Origin of the sequence: Halobacillus litoralis, assembly GCF_004101865.1 — a bacterium.
Classification (GTDB): domain Bacteria; phylum Bacillota; class Bacilli; order Bacillales; family Halobacillaceae; genus Halobacillus; species Halobacillus litoralis_A.
On the sequence record NZ_CP026118.1, the window covers coordinates 26,207 to 49,910 of the forward strand.

Genomic DNA, 23,704 nt, shown 5'->3' on the forward strand with positions numbered 1-23,704 from the left:
TATCTCACACATAATAAGTCTAAGAAATAAAAACAGGGGAGGCGAATAAATTGGCGGCTCCTGTCTATATTCGCACCAAACAATCGATCTATGTACAACCATTATCAAAAGTCCGCTTGGCTGATGTCGCGCGGGTGACGGGCTCTAAAAGGCATATGCCGGAATTAGAACAAATGGTTTTGCACCAGGTCGCAGAAGAAGATCGGAACATCGTCGTCATTGATTCGTTCATGATCGTCGAGCAGGTTCTTGACAAGTTCCCCCAAATGGAATTGGAACTGATAGGTCCGAACCAATGTGTGGTGCACGTGGAAAAACATAAAAGGCAGCCATCACCTATTCTTATTTGTGCTATCTGGATCTTACTGTTCATAGGGGCGGCCATGGCGATCATGAACTTCCATTATGATGTCAGCATGCAGTCTGTGCAGCAAAAGTTACACTTTATGCTGACAGGAGAAGAGGAAGAACATCCATTATGGATTCAGGTTCCTTATTCGATTGGGCTTGGAATCGGGATGATTCTGTTTTTTAATCATTGGTTCCAAAAGCGATTTAATGAAGAGCCAAGCCCGATGGAAGTTGAAATATTCAATTATCAGGAAGATTTGGACCATTATGTAGCCATTAAAGAAAATAAGGTGGAAAAACAGGATGTGGATCGTTGAAGCCTTAATAGGCCTTGCTTCAGGGGTAGCTGTCGGTACTGGATTCGTAGCATTTTTGACAGTACTTGGTATCGTACCGAGATTGATGCAGCTGAGTCATACCGAGTCTAAATTGAGGCATTATGAGATAGCTGTCATTCTAGGGGTGTTTTTCGGTATCTATTTGTCATTCGGGGATTTCCCTATGAAAATGACACTGCCTGGATTAATCATTTGGGGATTGTTTCATGGAATCTTCATTGGTATGCTCGCGGCTGCATTAACCGAAGTTCTCAATGTCTTTCCACTCCTTTTTAAACGAATCGGCGTCGACGGTTTTTTGTTCACTTTATTGATGGCTCTCGTACTTGGAAAAATCGCAGGATCCTTGTTTCAATGGATCATCTTCGTCCGTTAAAGAGAGTTATAAATTGTAGGAGGAAACATCTTGGATAAGCAACCATTGAATGAAAAGAATTTCGAGAAAATGAGTAAATCCTACCAGCCAAAGCCTCCGTATTTGATGAATTGTCTCAAGGCTTTTGTAGTGGGTGGGCTCATCTGTGTATTTGGTGAGCTCTTGACTCAAATGTATATCCATTGGTTTGATTTTAGTGAGAAAAATGCGATTAATCCTACCGTAGCTACTTTGATTCTGCTTTCAGCTTTAGCAACAGGAATTGGGGTCTATGATAAGTTGGGACAGTTCGCGGGGGCAGGGTCTGCGGTACCTGTGACAGGTTTTGCGAATTCCATCACTTCTGCAGCTCTCGAGCATAAGTCAGAAGGTATTGTCCTTGGAATCGCGACGAATTTATTTAAACTTGCTGGCTCTGTCATCGTCTTCGGGGTTGTAGCCGCCTATGTACTGGGCATCATCCGATATGTTTGGGCGCTTATTTTTTAGGAGGAAAACAAAATGTCTAAAACAGGAAAACAAACTTGGTCTTTTACTAACCCTGTATATTTACAGTCGACAGGCACAGTGGTCGGCCCCATGGAGGGTGAAGGACCACTTAAAGATACGTATGACATCATTCATGAAGAGCTTCATTGTGGTGAAGCAAACTGGGAGTTGGCAGAAAGGAAATTGATGATCGATGCCGTCCACACATGTCTGCAAAAAGCAGGTGTGGATCAATCGAATGTTGATTTGTTCCTGGCTGGGGACCTGCTTAATCAAAACGTGACTGGGAATTATGTGGCTCGTCAACTTGGTATGCCGGTTCTTGGAATGTTCGGCGCATGTTCGACTAGTATGGAGACACTTGCGACAGGGGCCGCACTTGTTTCATCAGGCTATGCTAAACAAACGTTAGTCGCTGTAAGTTCCCACAATTGTACAGCGGAAAGGCAATTCCGTTACCCAACTGAGTATGGAGGGCAGAAACCTAGCACAGCGACATTTACCGTTACCGGAAGCGGAGCTGCTCTTATTTCCAAAGAACCTTCCCCGATTCAAATTGAAGCAGCGACGATTGGTAAAGTGTTGGACTATAGCATCAAAGACCCTTTCGACATGGGGACAGCAATGGCTCCTGCAGCATGGGACACAATCAAAACTCATTTAGAAGATATGGGGCGTGTACCTGCCGATTATGATGTCATTGCCACGGGAGACTTATCATCTGTCGGGACACCGATTCTCAGAGATATGATGAAGCAGGATGGGTATGATATCAGCGAGGTTCACAAAGATTGTGGTTTATTGGTCTACCATAGTGATCAGCCTGTATTCGCTGGAGGGAGCGGTTGTGCCTGTTCTGCTGTAGTCACTTACGGGAAGCTCGTTCAAGATTTAAAAGAAGGCAAATACAAACGAGTTCTAGTAGTGGCGACAGGCGCATTGATGAGTCCGATGATGCTTCAACAGAAAGAATCGATTCCAGGAATTGCGCATGCGGTCGTTTTAACGAAGGGAGAGACGCAGTCATGACCTTCTTATGGGCGTTCATTGTAGGAGGACTGATTTGTGTCATCGGCCAACTTTTAATGGATGTTTTTAAATTGACACCCGCACATGTAATGTCATCATTTGTCGTAGCAGGAGCAGTCCTGGATGCGTTCGACCTTTATGACAATCTGATTGAGTTTGCAGGAGCAGGGGCGACCGTACCGATTACGAGCTTCGGACACTCTTTGTTACATGGAGCGATGGAACAGGCGGATGAACACGGAATCATCGGTGTAGCCATTGGAATATTTGAATTGACGTCTGCCGGTATTGCATCGGCCATTTTATTCGGCTTTATCGTGGCTGTTTTATTCAAGCCGAAAGGATAAGGAGTAAGCAAGGAGTGGAGGACAATGCCTAAAGAAAAGGAAACACCAATCGTAATGAAGTTGGAACAGAATAGAAAAGTGATGAATGATCGAATTGGAGTGGATGCGTCGTTCGACATCGGCTTCCGTACACTGAAAATTCTCGATCATGAGGTGAACGTCTATTATGTAACAGGTCTAGTCGAAACACCGGTTATCGTTGAAGTGATGCGCCAGTTGTTTGAGATGAACGATACGACGGAAGAAGTGACATCTGTTTTCCAGCAAATCAAAGATGACATCCCCCATCAGCAAGTGGAAGTCGTCAGCAATATGGAAAAAGTGATCACTCAAGTTTTATCAGGCCTTATTGCCATTTTCATTGAAGGTGAAACGGAAGTCTTTATCGTCGATGTGCGTGCCTATCCAGGGCGTACCCCGCAGGAACCGGACACGGAGAAAGTCATCAGGGGTGCCCGCGATGGTTATACAGAAAACATTATTGAAAATACCGCACTGACAAGAAGAAGGATTCGTGACGAACGTTTACGACATGAAATTATGCAGGTCGGTAAGCGTTCAAAGACAGATGTTTGTCTATCCTATATTCAGGATGTCGCTGACCCGGGTCTTGTTAAATTGATAAAAGAAGAAATAAAGAAAATCGACATTGATGGACTTTCTATGGCTGATAAGACATTAGAGGAATTTCTTGTCAATCAAGGGAGGAACCCGTTCCCGCTGGTCCGATACACGGAGAGGCCGGATGTTGCTGCTGCGCACTTATTTGAAGGTCATGTGCTCATCATGGTGGATACCTCACCAAGTATGATCATTACTCCGACTACCTATTTTCATCACGTCCAGCATGCTGAAGAATTCCGTCAATCCCCACCTGTAGGGACGTTTGTTCGCTGGGTGAGGTTCTTTGGAATCTTTGCTTCTGTTTTTTTACTACCATTATGGATGCTTTTCGTCATGCAGCCAGACCTTTTACCTCCAAACCTTTCGTTTATAGGGCCTAATGAAGAAAGCAGCATCCCGATCATTTATCAGATTTTACTTGCTGATTTAGGGTTAGAGATGTTGAGGATCGCTGCCATTCATACGCCGACACCGCTCTCGACCGCGATGGGCTTGATTGCCGCTGTGCTTATCGGGCAGATTGCCATCGATGTTGGAATGTTCGTGCCTGAAGTTATTTTATATGTGGCTGTCAGTGCCATCGGATCTTATTCTACACCGAGTTATGAATTGTCAGTAGCAAATAAAATGGCTCGCGTCCTTTTTGTCATCTTTGTTGCTATATTCGGTATTAAAGGATTCATGGTCGGATTCCTTGCCTATGTTCTCCTGCTTGCGAGCACGAAGTCTCTGAACACTCCCTACTTATGGCCGTTCATGCCTTTCAATGCTAAGGCTGCAGTGCAAATTCTGCTGCGTTTGAGTATGCCTTCCTTGAAAATCCGTCCGAGTGTTGTTCACCCGCAAAATAACAATCGACAAAATTAATCTTATTGCCCATGCTTTACCAATGTGATAAATTAAAATAAATTACAAATGTCCTTTGATTTACAAGGGGCATTTTCTATTTCTAAATTCTACCGGATTCCGGACATAAAGGCGGGGTACGATGAACCATGAGGTGAATGAGCAAGGTCAACTTATGATTGGACAAGTATCTGCAAAAGAACTTGCCGATCATTATGGGACACCTTTATATGTGTACGATGTTGAAAAAATCAGAGAAAAAGCCAGAGCATTTGTCCGTACGTTTCATGAAAATGATGTGCCAGCACAAGTCGCCTATGCAAGCAAAGCTTTTTCTTCTGTTGCAATTTTGCAAGTTGCCCATCAAGAGGGACTAAGTCTTGATGTCGTTTCAGAAGGGGAGCTGCACACAGCGCTGGAAGCTGGCTTCCCAGTCGGAAAAATTCATATGCACGGCAATAATAAAAGCGTCCGCGAATTGGAGATGGCCGTGGAACATGGAATTGGATGTATTGTAGTAGACAATTTTTATGAAATCGAATTACTTAGTAATATTTTGGACGATCAAGACCGTGACATGGACGTGCTCTTAAGAGTAACTCCGGGAATCGAAGCTCACACACATGATTACATCCTTACAGGGCAGGAAGATTCAAAGTTCGGTTTCGACTTAACCAGTGGACAAGCAGAAGAAGCATTTATGAAAGTTGAAGACCATAAACGTATCCGGCTGCTTGGTCTGCATTGTCATATCGGCTCCCAAATATTTGAGACGAGCGGATTTGAAATGGCGACACGTAAACTGTTCACCACCTTGAAAGAATGGAAGGACAGGTTCGAATATACGGCTGACGTCCTTAACTTGGGCGGAGGATTCGGAATTCAATATACAAAGGAAGACCAACCTTTGGACCTGGATCAATATGCTTATGCATTGATTGGAGAAGTGAAGGGTTTATCAGAGCATTACGGATATCCTATGCCTGAAATCTGGATTGAGCCAGGGAGGGCGATTGTCGGAGAAGCAGGAACGACGATTTATACCATCGGGTCGATTAAAGATATCCCGGATGTGCGCACATATGTTTCTGTTGATGGAGGGATGACAGACAATATCCGTCCAGCTTTGTACCAGGCGAAATATGAAGCAGCACTCGTTGATAAAATGAACGAATCAGAGGAAAAAGAATACTCGATAGCTGGAAAGTGCTGTGAATCTGGAGATATGCTAATATGGGATGTGGCACTACCGAAAGTAGAGCACGGGGATAGACTTGCAGTTTTCAGCACAGGAGCGTATGGTTATGCTATGGCAAACAATTACAACCGCTTTCAAAAAGCAGCGGTTGTGTTCGTTGAAAACGGACTGCACCAATTGGTAGTGCGAAGAGAGAGTTATCAGGAAATGACAAGACTTGATTTATCCTATGAAAAATGAGAGGGGTATGAGAAATGAAACAAGCAACGATTCAATTTGAAAACGGGGAAAAAATGGTGATTGAACTTTATGATGAGGCAGCACCTAATACAGTAGCGAATTTTGAAAAACTAGCAAATGATGAATTTTATGATGGTTTGACTTTCCACCGTGTCATCCCTGATTTCGTCATTCAAGGAGGCTGCCCAGATGGAACAGGCGCAGGCGGCCCGGGATATACGATCAAATGCGAAACAGAAGGGAACCCACATAAACATGAACGGGGAACTCTGTCTATGGCTCACGCCGGAAAAGATACCGGTGGAAGTCAGTTCTTCGTTTGTCATTCTCCGCAGCCGCACCTGGATGGTCGGCACACAGTATTTGGGAAAGTGATTGAAGGAGTAGACAGCGTTGATCGTGTCCGTGTTGGAGATATGATGCAAAAAGTGAGAGTAGAAGAAAAGTAATCGTCCTTGACAAAGGATTAATATGATTGTCACGATTCTAGTATTGATTTTCTTAGTGGCTCCTCTTAGTTTATTCGTTCATGAACTCGGACATGTATTACCGGGGTTGCTCTTTCGCTCTCAAAGGTGTGTTATTCATCTTGGGCGAGGTCGATTGATCCATCAGGTGAAGGTTAAGAAACTGCATATCAAAGTGGGCCTGCTGTTTTTTCAAGGAGCTTATTCTATCAATGAGAGACAAAAGCAGTTTTCTCCATGGCAGAAAGCTTGGATCAGCGGAGGCGGTCCTTTGCTCAACGCTGTGGTTTCATTGTTGTTATTTTTCATCTTTTGGACGCGAATGAACGATTATTTGTCACTTTTCTTCCTTTTTAATCTATACTTAGCAGTAGTAAATATCGTCCCTTTTTCCTTCCGTGGCAGAAGGTCTGATGGGTACCTTCTCCTCCAGTGGCTCAAGCATAGAAAGGATAGGGTTGAATAATGGCTGACATTCCTATATTCTATGAAACGGGGAAAGAAACCACCTTGAACCGGGGGAACTATAGATGAAAAAGAAAAATTGGACATTATTCACTATCCTGGCGGTCTTCAGTTTAGGATGGGGTTTGTACTACTGGTTTGGAATTGTCATGTAAATACTGTGATGAGATGGACAAAATTGAAAGTAACACTTATTTAAACGATTATTATCAATGATCGAAGATTTATACCGAAGATCTCTTAGGATCCTAGGAAAGTTATTTTCATATTGAGGGGTTATTATGTTAATTCGATATAAAAAATCATTTGAAAAGATTGCGATGGGTTTGCTATCTTTCATGCCTGAAGTATCAGATGTCAAAACACTTCAGGATATCATCAAGGAGTATGATTCCAATCCTGATTGGAGTCTCTTCCTGTGGAAAGAAGTAGACATATTGGGGGCCATCGGCGTCCGTGTAGAAGGCGATGAAGTGATCATCCAACACGTTTCTGTCAATCCATCCCACCGCAATTCAGGGATAGGTAAACAGATGATTCAGCGGATGAGGACCCATTTTGGCGATGAATTCCGAGTTTGTGCGGATGTAGCTACAGAATCTTTTGTAGAAAAGTGTGATGAAGAAAGTGCGTCATCACAAATCTAAAAAGGAGGTGTCCACTCGTGACACCTCCTTTATTTATGATTTCTAAGTTCGGTTGATCCTATTCACGGCTCCTGAGCTTGTGCTTCCATACGAGCCAATCATCTGACATATCACTTGGGGCTCCGTAAGCTACCTGCCACTTTTGACAAAGTGAATGGACTTCCTGCCTTAACTGCAAATCTATGATCGGGAAATTCCAACTGGTATATGATTCTCCCTTTGTCAAACGCTCATCAGTTTTGTGTAACTGATCTAAAAGATGATCCGGGTCCAGGCCGAGATTCTTAAGTTTGATATGATTTTCCGGGAATTTGTGAAGGCAGCGATTCAGAAGGATCCGTGCTCCTTTTTGATTCCCTCTGCGATCATGGTACATCGAAACAGCTATTTGGATTAGAAGCACCCATACAGAATTTCTGTTTTTGGGATCGACCTCTTTCCAATATTCTTCAAGGACCTCGTGACATTCAAAGTAATCGCGCGTCCCGTGAAAATGGGCTAAATACTCGACATAGGCTGTTGGATACATAAATAAACCTCCACTTCTCCATCTATTCTATAAGAATAGATGCCTGGGAGACAAGGGGACTGCGACGAACCTCGTCTGTTTGAGAAAGATGTTTTCTGATACCATTAGAGAAAAGTACTGTACGTAAAGGAAGAATGATATGACAAAAAGCTACCAAGTGAAAGTGGATGGTTTCGAAGGGCCGTTGGATCTTCTTTTACATTTAATCAACAGATATGAAATTGAAATCCATGATATTCCAGTATCCCAAATCACAGACCAATACATGCACTATATTCATACCATGCAGGAGTTGGAGTTGGATCTTGCCAGTGAATACTTAGTGATGGCAGCAACACTGCTTGCCATGAAAAGCCAAATGCTGCTCCCAAACTCGAATCTGGAAGATGATATGAGTGAAGATGAATTGGACGAAGACCCTAGAGAAGACCTGATGCGCCGCCTGATCGAATATCGGAAATATAAACAAGCGGCAGAAGAATTGAAAGAAAAAGAATTGGATGCGAACCGCATATATACACGTCCTCCTCTTAATACAGAAGATTGGGAGGAAGAAGAGCCGGAAATCCGCCCAGGTGAAGCTTCCATTTATGACATGATTCAAGCGATGGGGAACTTGATGAAGAGAAGTAAGAAAGAGACTCCTCAAGAAGCAAAAATCCAACGGGATGAAATACCGATCCAAATGAGGATGGAGGAAATTCTCGGGAGAATCGATGTACAAACCGGAGGGACTCCATTTCACCAACTATTTGAAAAACGGACACGGCCACATATTGTCGTCACCTTCATCGCTTTGTTAGAACTGATGAAAAGCAATGACATCGTATGTGTGCAACAACAACATTTCGACGAACTAATCGTGTTTAAGATGGAGGATGCGCCATGGAGTTAGAAAAATACAAAGCCATCATCGAAGGGCTGCTGTTCGCTTCTGGAGAAGAAGGGGTCACCAGAAAGAAACTTTCTGACATTTTAGAACTTGATCAGAAGACAGTCCAGCAATTGATTGATGAAATGCATGAAGAATATCAAGAAGTTGGAAGAGGCCTGACTATCATGGAGTCACAAGGGACGCTGCATCTGACGACTAAACCAGAACATGCTTCCTATTATAAAAAATTGCTTGATACTCCAGGATCTACAAGACTATCACAAGCTGCCCTCGAAACGTTAGCGATCATTGCCTACCAACAACCTATAACTAGAGTTGAAGTGGATGATTTAAGGGGAGTTAAAAGCGACCGGGCGATTCAAACACTTGTCAATCGCGGGCTTATTGAAGAAAAAGGTAGAAAAGATGCAATTGGCCGACCGATATTATATGGAACTACCAAGGGGTTCTTGATTTATTTCGGTTTGACTTCAATGGAAGAACTTCCGCCGCTTTCAGAATTGAAGCAACAGGATGATGTAGAAGGAGAAGCGGATCTCTTTTTTGAAAAATTCGAAGATCCTTTTGCTGATGAATAAATTGACATATTGCTTGATTGACAGCTGTTCCTCAATGGGGGACAGCTTTTTTGTGTGGCCTTGGTAAACTGAAAAAACCTGCTTGAGCACTTATAGTCTCCCAGGGGGTTCCACACTTCCCTTGTCCAGTTGTAGCGCCAAGCCCTTCGAGGTCATAAGTCAATCAACTACGTGAAGAAACCCCTCTTCACTTCGTTGTTTGTCTTATGCTTGTCGGGGCTGCCCATGGCGCCTACACATTTCACTTGTCCGGTTCCCCCCCCAGACTCTCGAGACATAAGCAATCCACCTCCGTGAAGAAGGATCGCTTCACTGTGGTGTTTTGCTTATGCTTGTCGAGTCTTTCAGGCTGGTTCCACACTTCATATATTCATAAGCTTGTACTTTTCTGCATAAGGTGTACCAAACGATGTGAATAGGAGGAACTCCTCTTGAGAAGGTGTCTTTGTGTTTTTATGATTTTCACTTTATTATTTTCAATCTCTTTGAATGATCGCGTTTATGCCAATGCGAATATATCGGTTTCCGCTGAGCGGGCGGTTTTAATGGATGCAGAATCAGGTCGTGTGCTTTATGAAAAGAAAGCTTATGATCCGACATTAATTGCCAGTACGACGAAAATCATGACAGCAATCATCGCAATTGAATCCGGCATGTTAGATGAAAAAGTGAAGGTCAGCAAAAGAGCGGTTTATACCGAAGGATCCTCCATTTATTTAACAGAGAAAGAAAAGATACCTTTAAAAGACCTCGTCTATGGCTTGATGCTTCGTTCTGGTAATGATTCGGCCGTTGCGATTGCGGAACATGTAGGAGGCAGTGTGGAAGGTTTTGTCCAAATGATGAATGAAAAAGCCCAATGGCTGGGGATGAATGACAGCCATTTTGAAAATCCCCACGGCCTTGATGGTGAGACGCATTTATCAAGTGCTTATGACCTTGGCTTGTTGATGACCTACTCAATGAAAAATGATACATTCCGTGAAGTGACAGGAAGTGAAATGTATCGTTCTGAAAACAGGGATTACGCTTGGATGAACAAAAATAAAATGTTGACTCAGTATTATGAACACACAAATGGCGGGAAAACGGGCTACACTAAGGCAGCTGGGCGGACTCTCGTAACAAGTGCTGAAAAAGACGGAATGGAGCTTGTAGCCGTCACACTTAATGCCTCAGATGATTGGAATGACCATAAGCGTATGTTTGAGTGGGGCTTTAATAACTTCGAAACCGTCAAGCTTCAAAGTGAAGGGGTAGTAGAGGCGAATGGACAGACCTATTATTTTCCGAGAGATATATATTACCCATTGACTCTTTCAGAAAAAGAAGATTTGGAAGCTACTTTTTACAGGTATGACGAAGTGGAAGGACACTCGAATTTAGTGGGTGTCACACACTTTACCATTGGAAATGAGCCGGTGGTCGAAGCTCCTGTCTGGAGCGAGCGACCTTCTCAATCATTTTTGGCCGAGGTGAGAAACTTCTTGAACAGGATGATGGGGGTGATGCCATGGTCAACCTGATATGGGCGCTGCTTGCTGTCATCGGAATTATCTATGCAGCGTTCAATGGAACGATGGAAGAAGTGAACAAAGCTATTTTTGAAACCCTGGACGAAGCGATCATGATTACATTAAGCTTGGCTGGTGTACTCATTTTTTGGTTAGGGTTAATGAAAATAGCTGAAGAAGCAGGATTATTGAAAGGACTGGCGAAAATTTTCCGTCCTGTTGTAAAGCGAATTTTTCCGGATATACCAGAAAACCACCCTGCTCTTGGATACATTTTGTCGAATATGACGGCAAATATGTTTGGCCTCGGCAATGCTGCCACTCCTATGGGCTTGAAGGCCATGAAAGAATTGAAAAATCTTTCAGGTTCTGACCATGCGAGCCGATCGATGATCACATTACTTGCGATAAATACGTCTTCCCTTACACTTATACCGACAACAGTGATTGCTATTCGGATGAAATATGGAGCAGTGGATCCAACATCAATTGTAAGCGCCACGATCCTGGCCACTCTCATTTCTACGTGTGCTGCATTATTGATTGATCGGTACTTTTATTATCGCAGGAAGAGGGCGTTCCGGATATGATCAGCATATGGCTCATTCCTGCGATTATTCTTATTGTATTAGTCACGGCTACTTTGAAGAAAATCCCTTCTTATGAAGTCTTTGTTGAAGGAAGTAAAGAAGGGATTCAAATTGCCATCTCTTTACTTCCTTTCCTATTGGGGATGATGGTATCCATCGCTATTTTTCAAGCTTCCGGGGCGATGGGGGCCATTCTGAAAGTGTTTGACCCGCTCATGTCGATGATCGGGGTCCCGGAGGAAATTCTCCCACTTGCTTTTATCAGACCGATTTCGGGCACCGCTGCATTAAGTATGACGACAGAACTGATTCGGACGTTCGGGCCTGAATCGTTCATAGGTCAGCTCGCCTCTGTCATGCAGGGAAGTACGGATACGACACTGTATATCATTACGGTTTATTTCGGAGCGGTTGGGATCAAACGGATGGGAGACGCTTTGAAAGTTGGACTCTTAGCCGATTTAGTTGGTATAATAGCTTCTATAATCATTGTTCTCATCCTATTTAGTTGATAGGATGATTTTTTTGTTCAAATGTTTCAAGTATGTGTATAATGTAAATGAACTGACAAGCCGCGCTGGTCATATGAGCGTGGCTTCCTGTTATGTAATCAAAGAAAGTACTATAAGAAGGTTGGTGACTGTCGTATGGCAGATATGGAACGACTACAGAAAGTGATCGCCCACGCAGGTGTTGCATCACGGAGAAAAGCAGAAACGATGATCGTGGATGGGAAAGTGAAAGTGAACGGTGAAATTGTGACAGAACTTGGTACGAAAGTCGGCAAGAACGATGACGTCGAAGTTGAGGGTGTGCCAATTGATAAAGAAGAACCTGTATATTACTTGCTTTATAAACCGAGGGGCGTCATTTCAAGCGTAAGTGATGATAAAGGCAGGAAAGTCGTAACTGATTATCTTCCAGATGTAAAAGAGCGGATTTTTCCGATCGGGCGATTGGATTACGATACGTCTGGGTTGATTTTACTTACAAATGACGGAGAGTTTGCGAATATGCTTATGCATCCGAAGCATGAAGTGAACAAAGTATATATTGCTAAAACCAAAGGCATACCGACAAAAGAACAATTGCAGCAATTGAAAAAAGGTATGAAAGTAGACGGAGAATACTTGAAAGCTGTCCATGTCAAAATCAATTCCACCGAAACGAAGAAAAATACGGCCATCGTCCAGTTGATTCTCCATGAAGGGAAGAATCGCCAGGTCCGGCGGATGTTCGAGTCTATAGGATTTCCTGTCGATAAGTTGAAACGTGAAAGATATGGATCGCTGGATTTGCGAGGGATGAATGCCGGTGACTACCGACCGTTGAAACCGCATGAAGTGAAGCAGTTACGTCAACTTGCTGAGCAAAATGTTGAATAACGTTCAAATTTAATGGTTCCAATCGATGTTATAATGGTCTGGGAGTGAATGAAATGAAGGAAAAAACATTACAAAAGAAAAAAAAGCGCCTTATTTTTCGCACAGCCATGTTAGCGGTCATGGTCGGATTAGTTGTTTTCGCCCTTGTATCAAACGCGAAGGATGACCAGTCCGTCATTGCACAAGGAGAAAAAGCTCCTGATTTCCAACTGAAAAAGTTCGGTACGGAAGAAACGGTGCAGTTGAGTGATTTAGAAGGTAAAGGTGTAATGGTGAATTTTTGGGCTACCTATTGTGGTCCATGTAAAGATGAAATGCCTTATATGGAAGAATTGTATCCCAAGTATAAAGAAAAAGGTGTCGAAATCCTTGCCGTCAATCTAGATTCGACGGAGCTTGTTGTGGAACGGTTCATCGATGAATATGATCTCAGCTTCCCAATCTTGCAAGATAAAAAAGGACAAGTCATGGATCTTTATAATATCGGACCTATTCCTTCCACATTATTCATTAACCCTGACGGTGAAATTGAGGAACAAGTGATCGGACCGCTTACTTTAGATAAATTAGAAGGTCACTTGCAGAGCATTACACCTGAAGAGTAGAGTCTACTTGGTATTGTGAGGTTTTATTTATGAACGAAATTACCTGCGAATGTGGGCATGTGAATCCTGAGGGGACGGTCCTTTGTGAGTCATGTGGTAAGCCGATCGAGAAGAATCAGCATATTGATGGCAACGATCAAAAATCTTTGTTGAATATGCGTTATGATGGAAGTGCACGCCGGTCCCAAACTTATAATCGAACGTTTATCGATAAAATTTGGAACTTTTTCTCTTCTGTGAAAGTCGGCGTGACTCTCATTTTCATTACAGTCGTTGCTTCAGCTATTGGTACGATTTTTCCTCAGGAAATGTACATACCGCAAAACGTTGACCCAGCGACACATTACCTGGATCAATATGGAATTGCCGGTCAAATTTATTACCAGCTTGGCTTTCATGATTTATTCAGCTCCTGGTGGTACATGCTTTTGATAGCAATGATCGGTATTTCCATCATAATTGCGAGTATCGACCGGTTTTTTCCTTTATATAAAACATTGAAAAAACAAAAGCCGAAGCGTCACGAACTTTTCATGAAGAAGCAGCGCGTGTTCGGACAGACAGAAGCTGAGGAAGTGGATGTTGAAAAGTTCAAGAGTAACTTGAAGAAACAGCGCTTTAAAGTGTATGAACAGGATGGCCATTTGCTTGCCGAGAAAAATCGTTTTTCCCGATGGGGTCCTTATATCAATCATATTGGTTTAATCATTTTCCTGCTTGGTGCATTATTACGATTCGTTCCGGCTTTTTATGTGGATGAATTCATTTGGGTCCGCGAAGGAGAAACAGCTTTGATCAGCGGGACTGAAGGAGAGTATTATATAGAAAATAAATCTTTCACTTTGGAGACCTATGATAAAGATAATCCGGAAGATGCAAAATTCAAGGAAGCGCTTGAGAACCAAGCGGGTGCCATTCCGAAAACTTTCCGTACAGATGCTGTCATTTATGAACGCAAAAACCAGGGCGTGACTGGAGCTGAGCCTGAACTTGAAGAGATTAAAGAGGGCACATCGACTATGAATAACCCTTTGAAGTTCGAAGAGTTCGCTCTGTACCAGGCAAGTTATCAACTGAATGAATTCAATGAAATGACCTTCAAGATTCATGACAAGGGTGATGAAGATACAACTTATGGCGAATTCACTGTCGACCTTTCAAACCCTAGAGCTTCTTATGAGCTGGAAAGTGGATATCGGGTAGAGGTTGCGAACTATTTCCCTGAGTACGAGATGGATGAAGGAGAGCCGGTTTCGGTATCCAAATATCCGCGGAATCCTGCCTTCGTCTTTAACGTATTTCCGCCGGGTGAATCAGAACCTGAAACCAGTTTTCTGGGCATTGGAGCGAATATCGCAGCAAGTGAAGACAACCAATACAAGCTTGGACTGGTCAACTTTGATGTAAGAGATGTGACAGGTCTGACAGTGAAAAAGGACCATACGTTAGGTATTATTTCAGTTGGTGGAGCAATCTTTATGTTCGGGGTGATTATTGGTATGTATTGGAACCACCGCCGTATATGGTTGCAGCCACGTGAAAATGGTGTTTGGATTGCCGGCCATACGAACAAAAATTGGTACGCTTTAAGAATGGATATAGATAAAGCGCTCGTTGGAACCAACATAGAATCACCTATAGATCAATATGAAATGAAATCATAATGTCAGGAGGATGAAAAATGGGAGATATGACGACCATTAGTAGCAACTTGCTCTATGCTGCTTTTTTCATCTATTTAATTGCGACCTTCTTCTTCGGTGGCACGATTCGTGATAAGAAGAAAGGAAAAAGTAAAGTAGCAGGAAATATCGGGATTACCCTCACGGTTATCGGTTTCCTCTCACAAGTGGGGTATTTCTTTACACGGTGGATGGCTAGTGGACATGCACCGGTAAGTAATCTGTTTGAATATACAACATTCTTCGGGATGATGCTTGTATTTGCGTTTATCGTACTCTACTTCATTTATCGAGTGGATTTGTTAGGTCTTTTCGCCTTGCCGATTGCCGTACTGTTAATCGCTTTTGCAAGCATGTTCCCGACAGAAATTTCGCCGCTCGTACCATCTCTTCAGTCCCATTGGTTGTATATCCATGTTACTACCGCTTCCCTGGGACAAGGGATTTTATCAGTAAGTTTTGTGGCAGGACTGATTTTCTTAATCCATCAAGTTGATCAAACGAAGCGATCCAAACATACGGTTTGGCTTGAGTTTGTGATCTATGTCATAGCTACAACGGTAGCCTTCATTATTTTATCTTCTACTTTCAGTGCTCTTGATTATGAAGCGACTTTTCAAGCACCGATTGAAGGGGAAGCAAGTGAAGTCACTTATGAGATGCCTGCCATTGCAGGCCCCTATAACGGAGAATTGATGACCGAAAATTCGATGTCTCCATTATTCCAGGCCCCTGAATGGATGCGTGGTCAGGATGCAGCTAAGAAATTGAACACCTTCTTATGGGCCATTTTGGGTGGATTGGTTCTTTATTGGGCCATCCGTTTGATCTTACGCAAGCGCGTTGCTGCAGCCATCCAGCCGTTGTTGAAAAAAGTGAATCCGGAACTTGTAGATGAAGTCTCATATCGTGCGGTAGCCATCGGATTTCCTGTCTTCACCCTCGGCGCTCTCATCTTTGCAATGATTTGGGCGCAACAAGCCTGGGACCGCTTCTGGGGCTGGGATCCTAAGGAAGTATGGGCACTGATCACATTCTTCTTTTATGCCGCTTATCTGCACTTGCGTTTATCAAGAGGCTGGCAAGGCATGAAGTCAGCTTGGTTAGCTGTGGGTGGATTCGGAATCATTATGTTCAACTTGATTGCCGTTAATTTAATCATTTCTGGATTACATTCTTATGCGTAACCTATTTCAAAGGCAGGCGGGGGCTAAGGGCTCTTTCCTGCCCTTTTGTATAGGCAGAACAATAATCTCAGTTGTATGGAGGTAGGTAGCAATGGAACAAGAAGCAAGAGTGCTGGTTGTTGATGATGAGGAACGCATTCGCCGGTTGATCCGGTTGTACTTAGAAAGAGAAGGTTACACGATCGATGAGGCTGAAGACGGGGAAGAGGCGTTGAAAAAAGCGATTCATAGTGATTACGACGTCATCTTACTTGATTTGATGCTCCCAGGTAAGGATGGCATAGAAGTTTGTAAAGAATTGCGTGAAAAGAAAGCGACACCTGTCATCATGCTCACAGCTAAAGGTGAAGAAGCGAACAGGGTCCAAGGATTTGAAGTAGGTACAGATGATTATATAGTTAAACCTTTCAGTCCAAGAGAAGTTGTATTAAGAGTCAAAGCTCTTTTAAGAAGGTCTTCTACTACGAAGTTTTTAGAAACGGATACATCAGCTCGAAACGTCCTTGTATTTCCCCATATGACGATTGATAACGATGCCCACCGGGTGACAGCAGACGGAGGAGAAGTCGCTTTGACCCCGAAGGAATATGAGCTATTGAATTACATGGCTCAAACACCGGATAAAGTTTTTGACCGTGAACAACTGTTGAAAGAAGTGTGGCAGTATGAGTTTTTTGGTGATTTGAGGACAGTCGATACCCATGTGAAACGGCTAAGAGAGAAATTGAGTAAAGTCTCTGCAGAAGCAGCAGGGATGATTGTGACTGTGTGGGGCATCGGCTATAAATTCGAGGTAAGTGGTGATTGATGTTCTGGCGTAGTGTTGTCGGTAAGCTTTGGTTTACCATCCTTCTCTTGGTATGCTTCGTCTTATTCATATTGACTATCCTGTTACTAGAATTTTTCCAAAACTATCATATTCTTGAAGCAGAAAAACATTTATTGCAAACGGCTGATAAAATATCCGACGTCGTCGATCGATACGAAGGCGAGCAGGACTTATTATTATCAACAACTGCCATGGTCAAAGACCCTGCCAGCAGGGCGATCATCGTCCGAGGGACGGATGATGTCATCGTAGCGGAGAGTGAATCGTCCAACCTGCCGATGGTTGATTATAATTGGTTCAAAAACGATGCAGAACTGTCGTCAGTGTTGGAAGAAGGCGATGACGTGAAGAAAATCGCGGATATGGGTACAAATGCGACTGGTGTCATGGTGGTCGGCACCCCTTTAAACAATAAAGATGGAGCCGTTTTCGTCTACCAGTCTTTGGACACGATAGAAGAAACATCTGAACAAACAACGAAAATCATCTTTTTAGGTGCCGGTATCGCGATTATTTTGACGACCATTTTTGCTTTTTTCCTTTCGACAAGGATAACTGCCCCATTGATTAAGATGCGGGAAGGGGCATTAGATTTAGCAAAAGGGGAATTCAACACGAAAATCCCTATTCGCACCCATGATGAAATCGGGGAACTTGCCATAGCTTTCAACAGAATGGGAAGAGAATTAAAATTCCACATTAACGCTTTGAATCAGGAAAAAGAGCAATTATCAGGGATTTTAAGGTCGATGGCGGATGGAGTCATTACCCTGAATCGACAAGGAGATGTCCTGATTTCAAACCCTCCTGCACAGCAGTACTTGGAAGCTTATGAGTTCGAAAAAAATGGTGTATCATCGGTTCCAGAACGGATTCCATTACCAGAACCATTAAGAGAGCTGTTCAATAGTGTCATATCTGAAGAACATGAATCAATGACAGAAGTAGCCCTCCAAGGTCGTTCATGGGTGTTTATCATGACACCTTTATATGATAAACATAAAGTTCGTGGCGCTGTTGCAGTGTTAAGGGATATGACAGAGGAAAGACGTTTGAATAAATTGCGCAAAGATTTCATTGCTAATGTATCTCATGAATTGCGTACACCGATTTCAATGCTTCAGGGCTATAGTGAAGCGATTGTAGATGACATAGCGGAGAGTAAAGAGGATAAAAACGAACTAGCTCAAATCATTCACGACGAATCACTCCGTATCGGACGGTTGGTCAATGAACTGCTGGATTTGGCTCGGATGGAAGCTGGTCATATCCAATTGTCAATAGAATCAACTGAGATTAGTTCTTATATGCAGAAGATCATTCGTAAGTTCCAGGGTCTTGCCAATGACAAGAACATCGTGCTGAAATCGTCAGTGGAGGATTCATTACATCACTTGTCTTTTGATCCAGACCGGATTGAACAAGTGTTCACGAATTTAATAGATAATGCGATCCGCCATACCGATAGTGAAGGGGAGGTCCGGGTAGCAATCGAGGATGGTATGGAAGAATGGACGGCTTCGGTCCGCGACTCAGGATTAGGAATCGCTGAAGAAGATCTTCCTTTTGTTTTTGAACGTTTTTACAAAGCGGATAAATCCAGGAAGAGAGAGAACAAGAATTATAAAAAAGGCACTGGGCTTGGCTTGGCGATTGCGAAAAATATTGTTGAAGCGCATGGCGGCACGATCAGTGTGCACAGTAAATTAGGGGAAGGTACGACATTTTCCTTCCGTATTCCTAAAGGGAATGATAATTGAATAAGTTGCTAAATTATGACTTATCATGTATTCTATGATTGGAACTTCATATGAAGAGGAATCAGGTGTCTGTAATAGACCTAATAGGGAATCTGGTGGAATACCAGAACTGTCCTCGCAACTGTAAGTGTAGACGAAAAGGAATATCCACTGTGCATTCGCATGGGAAGGGTCCTGAGTAGAAAGAGACACAAGTCAGTAGACCTGCCTGATCCATTGTTTCAAAGCTTCGGGGATTGAGCATTTGAGACAACCGATCGGTATTAGAAAACGTTCTATATAACCTATCTGGTTTGTCTTAAGCTTGTCCTTTATTATTAAGGGCGAGCTTTTTTTGTTGGACATATGAGAGGATTCGGTATTCGTTTTCTATACATACTTGACGTTGGTTGTCTGATCTCTTTTCTAATCAAAGCGATGAAACGTAATAGTAAAAGGGAGAGGTAGTAAATGAATAAACTTTATTCGATGTTATTGGCGTTCGTATTGGCTGTAGGAATGCTTGCAGGATGTGGAGCACAAGAAGAAGGGGACGAAGCGAATGCTACTCAAGAAGAGGCACAGGAGGTAACACTCCAAGTCGATGTTTCTAAAAATAAGGGTGAAGAAATGTTAGCTGAAGAAGAAATTACTGTAGAAGAAGGTACGACCTTGATGGAAGTGATGGAAGATAACTTTGAGGTTGAACAGACGGAAGGTTACATCAACAGCATTGAAGGAATTGCAGGGGATGACAAAGAAAAAATGGCTTGGATATATACCATCAATGGGGAAGATGCGACTGTAGGTGCGAATGAGTACGAAGTTGAAGAAGGAGACGAAATCGTTTTTGACTACCAATCGTGGGAATGATGAGGAATGAACACTTATAAACTGACACTGATAGCCATGCTTGCATCCATTGCCGTTGCAGGCAGAATGGCGCTGGCAAATATACCGAATGTCCAGCCTGTCACAGCTATTATCATCATTGCCGGCTTTTGGCTCGGACCTGCTGCCGGAATCATGATTGCCTTACTGACGACGATTGTTTCCAACATGGTATTAGGCATGGGGTTTTGGACGATTTGGCAGATTGTTGCTTGGGCTCTGATCGGAATTTCAGCAGGAATGCTGGGTAAGTATTGGGGCAGACTTCCTGTATGGGGCTTGTCAATCTTTGGTTTTTTCAGTGGTCTCTTTTATGGAGTTGTCCTTTCCTTGACGATGCGTGCAGCAGGACAACCATTTTGGGCGTATTATTTAAGTGGCTTACCAATGGATATCAATCATGCCATTTCCAATACCGCATTCATATTTATTCTGTCTCCGGTCCTTGGCACATTGTTCTATCGTTACCAAAAAAGGAATGAGATATCAAAAGCATCTTAAATTATTTTAAAGAAAAAAGGCAGGGACAAAAGAATTTTCCCGCTAGAAACCCGAACGAAATTTCGTTCGGGTTTTCTTTATGAAACAATAAATGCTTACGCCGCTCCGGCAACATACTTGAGGCCACTGAAAAACCTTTTCAATATAGAGGAACTGTTAAAGTTTGTTGTTGCTTCTCACGAATCGCTTGTCGGTGGATGCTTGCCGCGGGCACGGCTTCAGCTAACGTGGTCAAGAAGATCACTTGACCAAGTGGATCTTCGGCTCGCGCTGTTCCCCAGGAGTCTATCTATGTTGCCTACGCTCCATTTGATCCATTCCGCCCTATTGTTCGTCTTTTCCTGTGACAGTCAGTGTTTTGTCCCAGCCCCGTTCTTTTATCGTTTTCGAAGTTTTGCGCTGCATTAAGCTACCGCGCACCCGCTTGTTTTAGGTGAACTGAGTCTTTTTCATCAGGAGCGGCAGGTTCCCTTTTTCTTTTACACATATTAAGATAGATAGTGTAACTTTTCCTTTACATAAAACGACTATATAGGAGACCCGGGAGGTACTAGCATTGAAATCGTTCTTTGATGAACTTTATGAAAATTACCATCGTGACCTTTTTCAATTTCTTATCTACATGGTCAAAGATCGTGACCTCGCAGAAGATCTTGTCCAAGATGTATATATTAAAGTCATAAAATCTTATGAATCATTCAGCGGCCGCAGCACTGAAAAAACCTGGTTGTTTTCCATTGCCAGACATGTAGCCATTGATCATTTCAGAAAGCAAAAACGGAAACGTAACAAAATCATGGAATTTTTTGACTGGAGTGAAAAAGGAGAACAACTCAGAGACCATGAGACATTACCAGATGAAGTAGCCGTACAGAAAGATGAGGTCCAGCAGGTGTACAGAGCCTTGGATGAGTGTACTGTGGATCAAAGAAGTGTCATCATTTTACGGTTCATACAAGGAATGTCGATTCAGGAAACGGCTGAAATATTAGAGTGGAGCGAAAGTAAAGTGAAAACAACTCAACATCGGGCGATGAAAGCTTTGAAGATGATTATGGGACAAGAGGATAAAGGGGGTGGCGAACGTGAAGAAGCGTAAAGAAGAAGAGATTGAATCATTATTAAAAGAACTCCCTCGTGTAGAGGATCGACAATCTAAAGAGGATTTGTACCGCAGTATCTCACCAAAACTCAATAAACAAAAACGGAAAGTGGCTCCATGGGTATTACCAACAGTTGCTTCAGCTGCAGTTGTCCTTTTAATGGCTGTCTTCATACCTGTTTTTTTCGGCAATATGAACCCTTCAACAATGGAGGAATCATCTAATGATGAACGTGCTGCATCTGAATCCTCCTCAACAGAAGAAGAAAAGGAAGATACTGGTCAGGATTCCGCTCTATCAGAGGACGAGGAAAATCATCCAGATAAGGGAGAGGAATCTTCAAAGATACAAGAAGCAAAACCAAATGATGAAGAGGCAGTTGAGGAAGAGGCGGTTCCACCAGATGAACCTGATTCCCAAGAAGGAGAATCTATACAGGAAAGCACAAACCTCGATTCGCTGATTATGGCTTCATCGGAATCACCAGCCCCCATTGTCGCTCATCCGGGGATGAATGCGGAAGTGATTATTCCTGTAGCCGCTTCATCAAACAACGAGGTTCCTTTTGGAGCCATGGGGTTATCAGAAAGAGTGGTTGAGGAATTGGAGTATGACGTAAATGAGGAAGAACAACGTGCGACTGTCACTTTTCCCGATCAATTCACTGTCAGCGGAAGTGCATGGGCCAAAGCAATTGTTGATAGTATCCGCTGGGAACTGGAAGCATATGAAGTGTCGACAATCGAGGTACAGTCAGAGTCCGGCGCCCCTGTTTCACTTGGGAATTATGGTGAAGTAGAAGAGCTTCCAGTCATCAAAGAAGGAGAATACTATTACAAAGTGTATCAGTATGAGGATGCTGCTGAGCGCTTCCTAGTCCCTATCCCTGCAGCTCAAACGATTTCTTTCAAAGACGCGCTTGCTAGTATGAAAGAAAAAGGTGATGGCCTTTATGTAACGCCTGCTGTTCCAGACCACGTGAAATTTTCTTCAATCAATGAGAACGAAGGGCTGGTAACTATCCAAATCGAGCATCAAGCATGGGCGAGTGAGCAGCAACTTTTGACAATGGTCGAGGCTGTATTAGCGACAGCGAAGCAATTCGGATATGAAGAAGTACGTTTTGAAGGCATCAATGTCCGCAGGTTTTCTAGTTATGACTTAGATAATCCCATTCCAGTCCCGTCTGCAGTTAACCCTATCCGTTAATGTAATGAAATCCTTCCACACCAACGTGTGGGAGGATTTTCTTTTCAATAGGTATCCAATAACTTCTCGTGTTAAAATAAGAGGGTGAGTAAAGGGGACGATAAGTGATGAATAAAGAGCAATTGAGGGAAATAATATCTGATAAAATGAAATTGATCCGCGTCGAATATGGCTATACACAAAACCTTATGGCCGAGGTTTTAGGTTTATCCAAAAAAACACTAGTTCAAATTGAAAAGGAAAGGACGTTGGCAGGGTGGACGACAGTTGTCGCTGTTTGTGCACTTTTTCAAGAGAGTGAGGTCTTAAAAAGCGTCTTGGGTGATTCGCCGGTTGAAATCGTTGAAACGATCGCCCATCAACAAGTAGAACGTCCAGGAAAGAAAACTTTGGGTGGGAAAGTATGGTGGCAGACAATTGCTGGTGGTGAAAACTTTACGTTACAACAAAACCTCATCAGTCAGCATTACCGCATCATCGATCGTAACAACCACCGCCGGTTCTCCACCATCGATCGAATGGAAGCGGAAAACCGTTTTGAAGCCATGGCAAAAAAAGAACTTTAGAATTCGTAGAACAAAAGCGCAAGTGCCTTGCTATGCTTCGTAAAGCTTTAGTATATCTCTATCTCTGTTTTGAGCCCATATAGAAAGCCCCTTCATTGAAGGGGCTGTGTTTCTACTCTTCATGCTTGAGCGGTTCGCCGTGGAAAGGGGACTCAGCGATTTTAATGCTGTCTGTCGGACAACCTTCTAAGGCATCCTCCATATCCTCTTGATAGATTTCAGGTACTTCTTCCATCCCTTCGTTATCATCCAAAACGACATAGGCGATGCCTTCATCGTCATAATCATATATATCGGGCGCTGCTGCCCCGCACGCCCCGCAAGCAATGCATGTATCCTGGTCCACAATGGTGAATTTGGCCATAGGATCGACCTCCTTAATGTATATAGGAACCTAAAACAGGTGGTATTATAAAGTACAACATATATTGTAAATCGCCTCGTTGTGCATTTCAACTTGAATGACTTTACATAAAACGTTAGA

Annotated in this window: 28 protein-coding genes and 1 riboswitch; of the genes, 26 read left to right on the top strand and 2 right to left on the bottom strand. The window is 43.0% G+C overall.

Annotated features, from left to right (window positions below):
* The first annotated feature begins 50 nt into the window (after positions 1-50).
* From HLI_RS00140 to HLI_RS00180, 10 genes are all read left to right on the top strand, one after another.
* The gene (locus HLI_RS00140) at positions 51-668 is read left to right on the top strand and encodes a stage V sporulation protein AA (protein ID WP_128522485.1); all 618 of its coding nucleotides are present in this window, start codon (positions 51-53) and stop codon (positions 666-668) included.
* Positions 655-1,065, top strand: a complete 411-nt coding sequence (locus HLI_RS00145; protein WP_128522486.1) for a stage V sporulation protein AB — start codon at positions 655-657, stop codon at positions 1,063-1,065. The genes HLI_RS00140 and HLI_RS00145 overlap by 14 nt, the downstream gene beginning before the upstream one ends.
* Before the next feature lie 69 nt (positions 1,066-1,134).
* A complete protein-coding gene (gene spoVAC / locus HLI_RS00150; protein ID WP_128526768.1) occupies positions 1,135-1,554 on the top strand; it encodes a stage V sporulation protein AC in 420 nt (139 codons plus the stop codon).
* 12 nt (positions 1,555-1,566) lie between these two features.
* On the top strand, positions 1,567-2,583 hold the full coding sequence (spoVAD, locus tag HLI_RS00155) for a stage V sporulation protein AD (protein WP_128522487.1): 1,017 nt from the start codon (positions 1,567-1,569) through the stop codon (positions 2,581-2,583).
* Positions 2,580-2,930: a stage V sporulation protein AE gene (spoVAE, locus tag HLI_RS00160; protein ID WP_128522488.1), complete on the top strand. Its 351-nt coding sequence runs from the start codon at positions 2,580-2,582 to the stop codon at positions 2,928-2,930. The genes spoVAD and spoVAE overlap by 4 nt, the downstream gene beginning before the upstream one ends.
* A 24-nt stretch (positions 2,931-2,954) precedes the next feature.
* Positions 2,955-4,421 (top strand): spore germination protein, encoded by a 1,467-nt coding sequence (locus HLI_RS00165; protein WP_128522489.1) that lies wholly within the window; start codon positions 2,955-2,957, stop codon positions 4,419-4,421.
* A 121-nt stretch (positions 4,422-4,542) separates the two neighbouring features.
* Entirely contained in the window at positions 4,543-5,838 is a 1,296-nt protein-coding gene (lysA, locus tag HLI_RS00170) for a diaminopimelate decarboxylase (protein WP_128522490.1), read from the top strand.
* 14 nt (positions 5,839-5,852) lie between these two features.
* Complete coding sequence (locus HLI_RS00175) at positions 5,853-6,287, top strand: peptidylprolyl isomerase (protein WP_128522491.1); 435 nt, start codon at positions 5,853-5,855, stop codon at positions 6,285-6,287.
* 22 nt (positions 6,288-6,309) lie between these two features.
* Positions 6,310-6,771 (top strand): site-2 protease family protein, encoded by a 462-nt coding sequence (locus tag HLI_RS22240; RefSeq protein ID WP_431357381.1) that lies wholly within the window; start codon positions 6,310-6,312, stop codon positions 6,769-6,771.
* Between the two features lie 280 nt (positions 6,772-7,051).
* The gene (locus HLI_RS00180; protein WP_128522492.1) at positions 7,052-7,417 is read left to right on the top strand and encodes a GNAT family N-acetyltransferase; all 366 of its coding nucleotides are present in this window, start codon (positions 7,052-7,054) and stop codon (positions 7,415-7,417) included.
* Positions 7,418-7,475: 58 nt separating this feature from the next.
* Here HLI_RS00180 and HLI_RS00185 read toward each other — a convergent pair whose 3' ends face one another.
* Positions 7,476-7,946, bottom strand: a complete 471-nt coding sequence (locus tag HLI_RS00185) for a DUF309 domain-containing protein (protein ID WP_128522493.1) — start codon at positions 7,944-7,946, stop codon at positions 7,476-7,478.
* Positions 7,947-8,085: 139 nt separating this feature from the next.
* On the opposite strand from HLI_RS00185, the gene HLI_RS00190 reads away from it, so the two are divergent.
* From HLI_RS00190 to HLI_RS00265, 16 genes are all read left to right on the top strand, one after another.
* Complete coding sequence (locus tag HLI_RS00190) at positions 8,086-8,841, top strand: segregation/condensation protein A (protein WP_128522494.1); 756 nt, start codon at positions 8,086-8,088, stop codon at positions 8,839-8,841.
* Positions 8,832-9,419 carry an SMC-Scp complex subunit ScpB gene (gene scpB / locus HLI_RS00195; protein WP_128522495.1) on the top strand — a complete coding sequence of 196 codons (588 nt, stop codon included), beginning with the start codon at positions 8,832-8,834 and terminating at the stop codon, positions 9,417-9,419. The genes HLI_RS00190 and scpB overlap by 10 nt, the downstream gene beginning before the upstream one ends.
* Positions 9,420-9,874: 455 nt before the next feature.
* Entirely contained in the window at positions 9,875-10,945 is a 1,071-nt protein-coding gene (locus tag HLI_RS00200; protein ID WP_128526769.1) for a D-alanyl-D-alanine carboxypeptidase family protein, read from the top strand.
* Complete coding sequence (locus tag HLI_RS00205; RefSeq protein ID WP_128522496.1) at positions 10,933-11,523, top strand: nucleoside recognition domain-containing protein; 591 nt, start codon at positions 10,933-10,935, stop codon at positions 11,521-11,523. Before HLI_RS00200 ends, HLI_RS00205 begins: the two co-directional genes overlap by 13 nt.
* Complete coding sequence (locus HLI_RS00210) at positions 11,520-12,035, top strand: spore maturation protein (protein ID WP_128522497.1); 516 nt, start codon at positions 11,520-11,522, stop codon at positions 12,033-12,035. The genes HLI_RS00205 and HLI_RS00210 overlap by 4 nt, the downstream gene beginning before the upstream one ends.
* A 144-nt stretch (positions 12,036-12,179) precedes the next feature.
* Entirely contained in the window at positions 12,180-12,908 is a 729-nt protein-coding gene (locus HLI_RS00215) for a pseudouridine synthase (protein WP_128526770.1), read from the top strand.
* 53 nt (positions 12,909-12,961) lie between these two features.
* A complete protein-coding gene (gene resA, locus HLI_RS00220; RefSeq protein WP_128522498.1) occupies positions 12,962-13,513 on the top strand; it encodes a thiol-disulfide oxidoreductase ResA in 552 nt (183 codons plus the stop codon).
* A gap of 29 nt (positions 13,514-13,542) precedes the next feature.
* A complete protein-coding gene (gene resB / locus HLI_RS00225; protein WP_128522499.1) occupies positions 13,543-15,177 on the top strand; it encodes a cytochrome c biogenesis protein ResB in 1,635 nt (544 codons plus the stop codon).
* Positions 15,178-15,194: 17 nt separating this feature from the next.
* The gene (gene ccsB / locus HLI_RS00230) at positions 15,195-16,382 is read left to right on the top strand and encodes a c-type cytochrome biogenesis protein CcsB (protein ID WP_277750298.1); all 1,188 of its coding nucleotides are present in this window, start codon (positions 15,195-15,197) and stop codon (positions 16,380-16,382) included.
* Positions 16,383-16,473: 91 nt separating this feature from the next.
* Entirely contained in the window at positions 16,474-17,190 is a 717-nt protein-coding gene (locus HLI_RS00235) for a response regulator transcription factor (protein ID WP_128522500.1), read from the top strand.
* A complete protein-coding gene (locus tag HLI_RS00240; protein WP_206659630.1) occupies positions 17,190-18,971 on the top strand; it encodes an ATP-binding protein in 1,782 nt (593 codons plus the stop codon). Before HLI_RS00235 ends, HLI_RS00240 begins: the two co-directional genes overlap by 1 nt.
* 46 nt (positions 18,972-19,017) lie before the next feature.
* Positions 19,018-19,197, top strand: a riboswitch (cobalamin riboswitch).
* A gap of 224 nt (positions 19,198-19,421) precedes the next feature.
* Positions 19,422-19,823, top strand: a complete 402-nt coding sequence (locus tag HLI_RS00245) for a DUF4430 domain-containing protein (protein ID WP_128522502.1) — start codon at positions 19,422-19,424, stop codon at positions 19,821-19,823.
* 6 nt (positions 19,824-19,829) lie between these two features.
* On the top strand, positions 19,830-20,342 hold the full coding sequence (locus HLI_RS00250; protein WP_128522503.1) for an ECF transporter S component: 513 nt from the start codon (positions 19,830-19,832) through the stop codon (positions 20,340-20,342).
* Between the two features lie 556 nt (positions 20,343-20,898).
* Positions 20,899-21,441 carry an RNA polymerase sigma factor SigX gene (sigX, locus tag HLI_RS00255; protein ID WP_128522504.1) on the top strand — a complete coding sequence of 181 codons (543 nt, stop codon included), beginning with the start codon at positions 20,899-20,901 and terminating at the stop codon, positions 21,439-21,441.
* Complete coding sequence (locus HLI_RS00260; protein WP_128522505.1) at positions 21,428-22,654, top strand: hypothetical protein; 1,227 nt, start codon at positions 21,428-21,430, stop codon at positions 22,652-22,654. The genes sigX and HLI_RS00260 overlap by 14 nt, the downstream gene beginning before the upstream one ends.
* 107 nt (positions 22,655-22,761) lie before the next feature.
* On the top strand, positions 22,762-23,220 hold the full coding sequence (locus tag HLI_RS00265) for a helix-turn-helix transcriptional regulator (RefSeq protein ID WP_128522506.1): 459 nt from the start codon (positions 22,762-22,764) through the stop codon (positions 23,218-23,220).
* Positions 23,221-23,332: 112 nt separating this feature from the next.
* Here the strand turns inward: HLI_RS00265 and HLI_RS00270 are convergent, their stop codons facing one another.
* The gene (locus HLI_RS00270) at positions 23,333-23,584 is read right to left on the bottom strand and encodes a ferredoxin (protein ID WP_128522507.1); all 252 of its coding nucleotides are present in this window, start codon (positions 23,582-23,584) and stop codon (positions 23,333-23,335) included.
* Positions 23,585-23,704 lie beyond the last annotated feature (120 nt).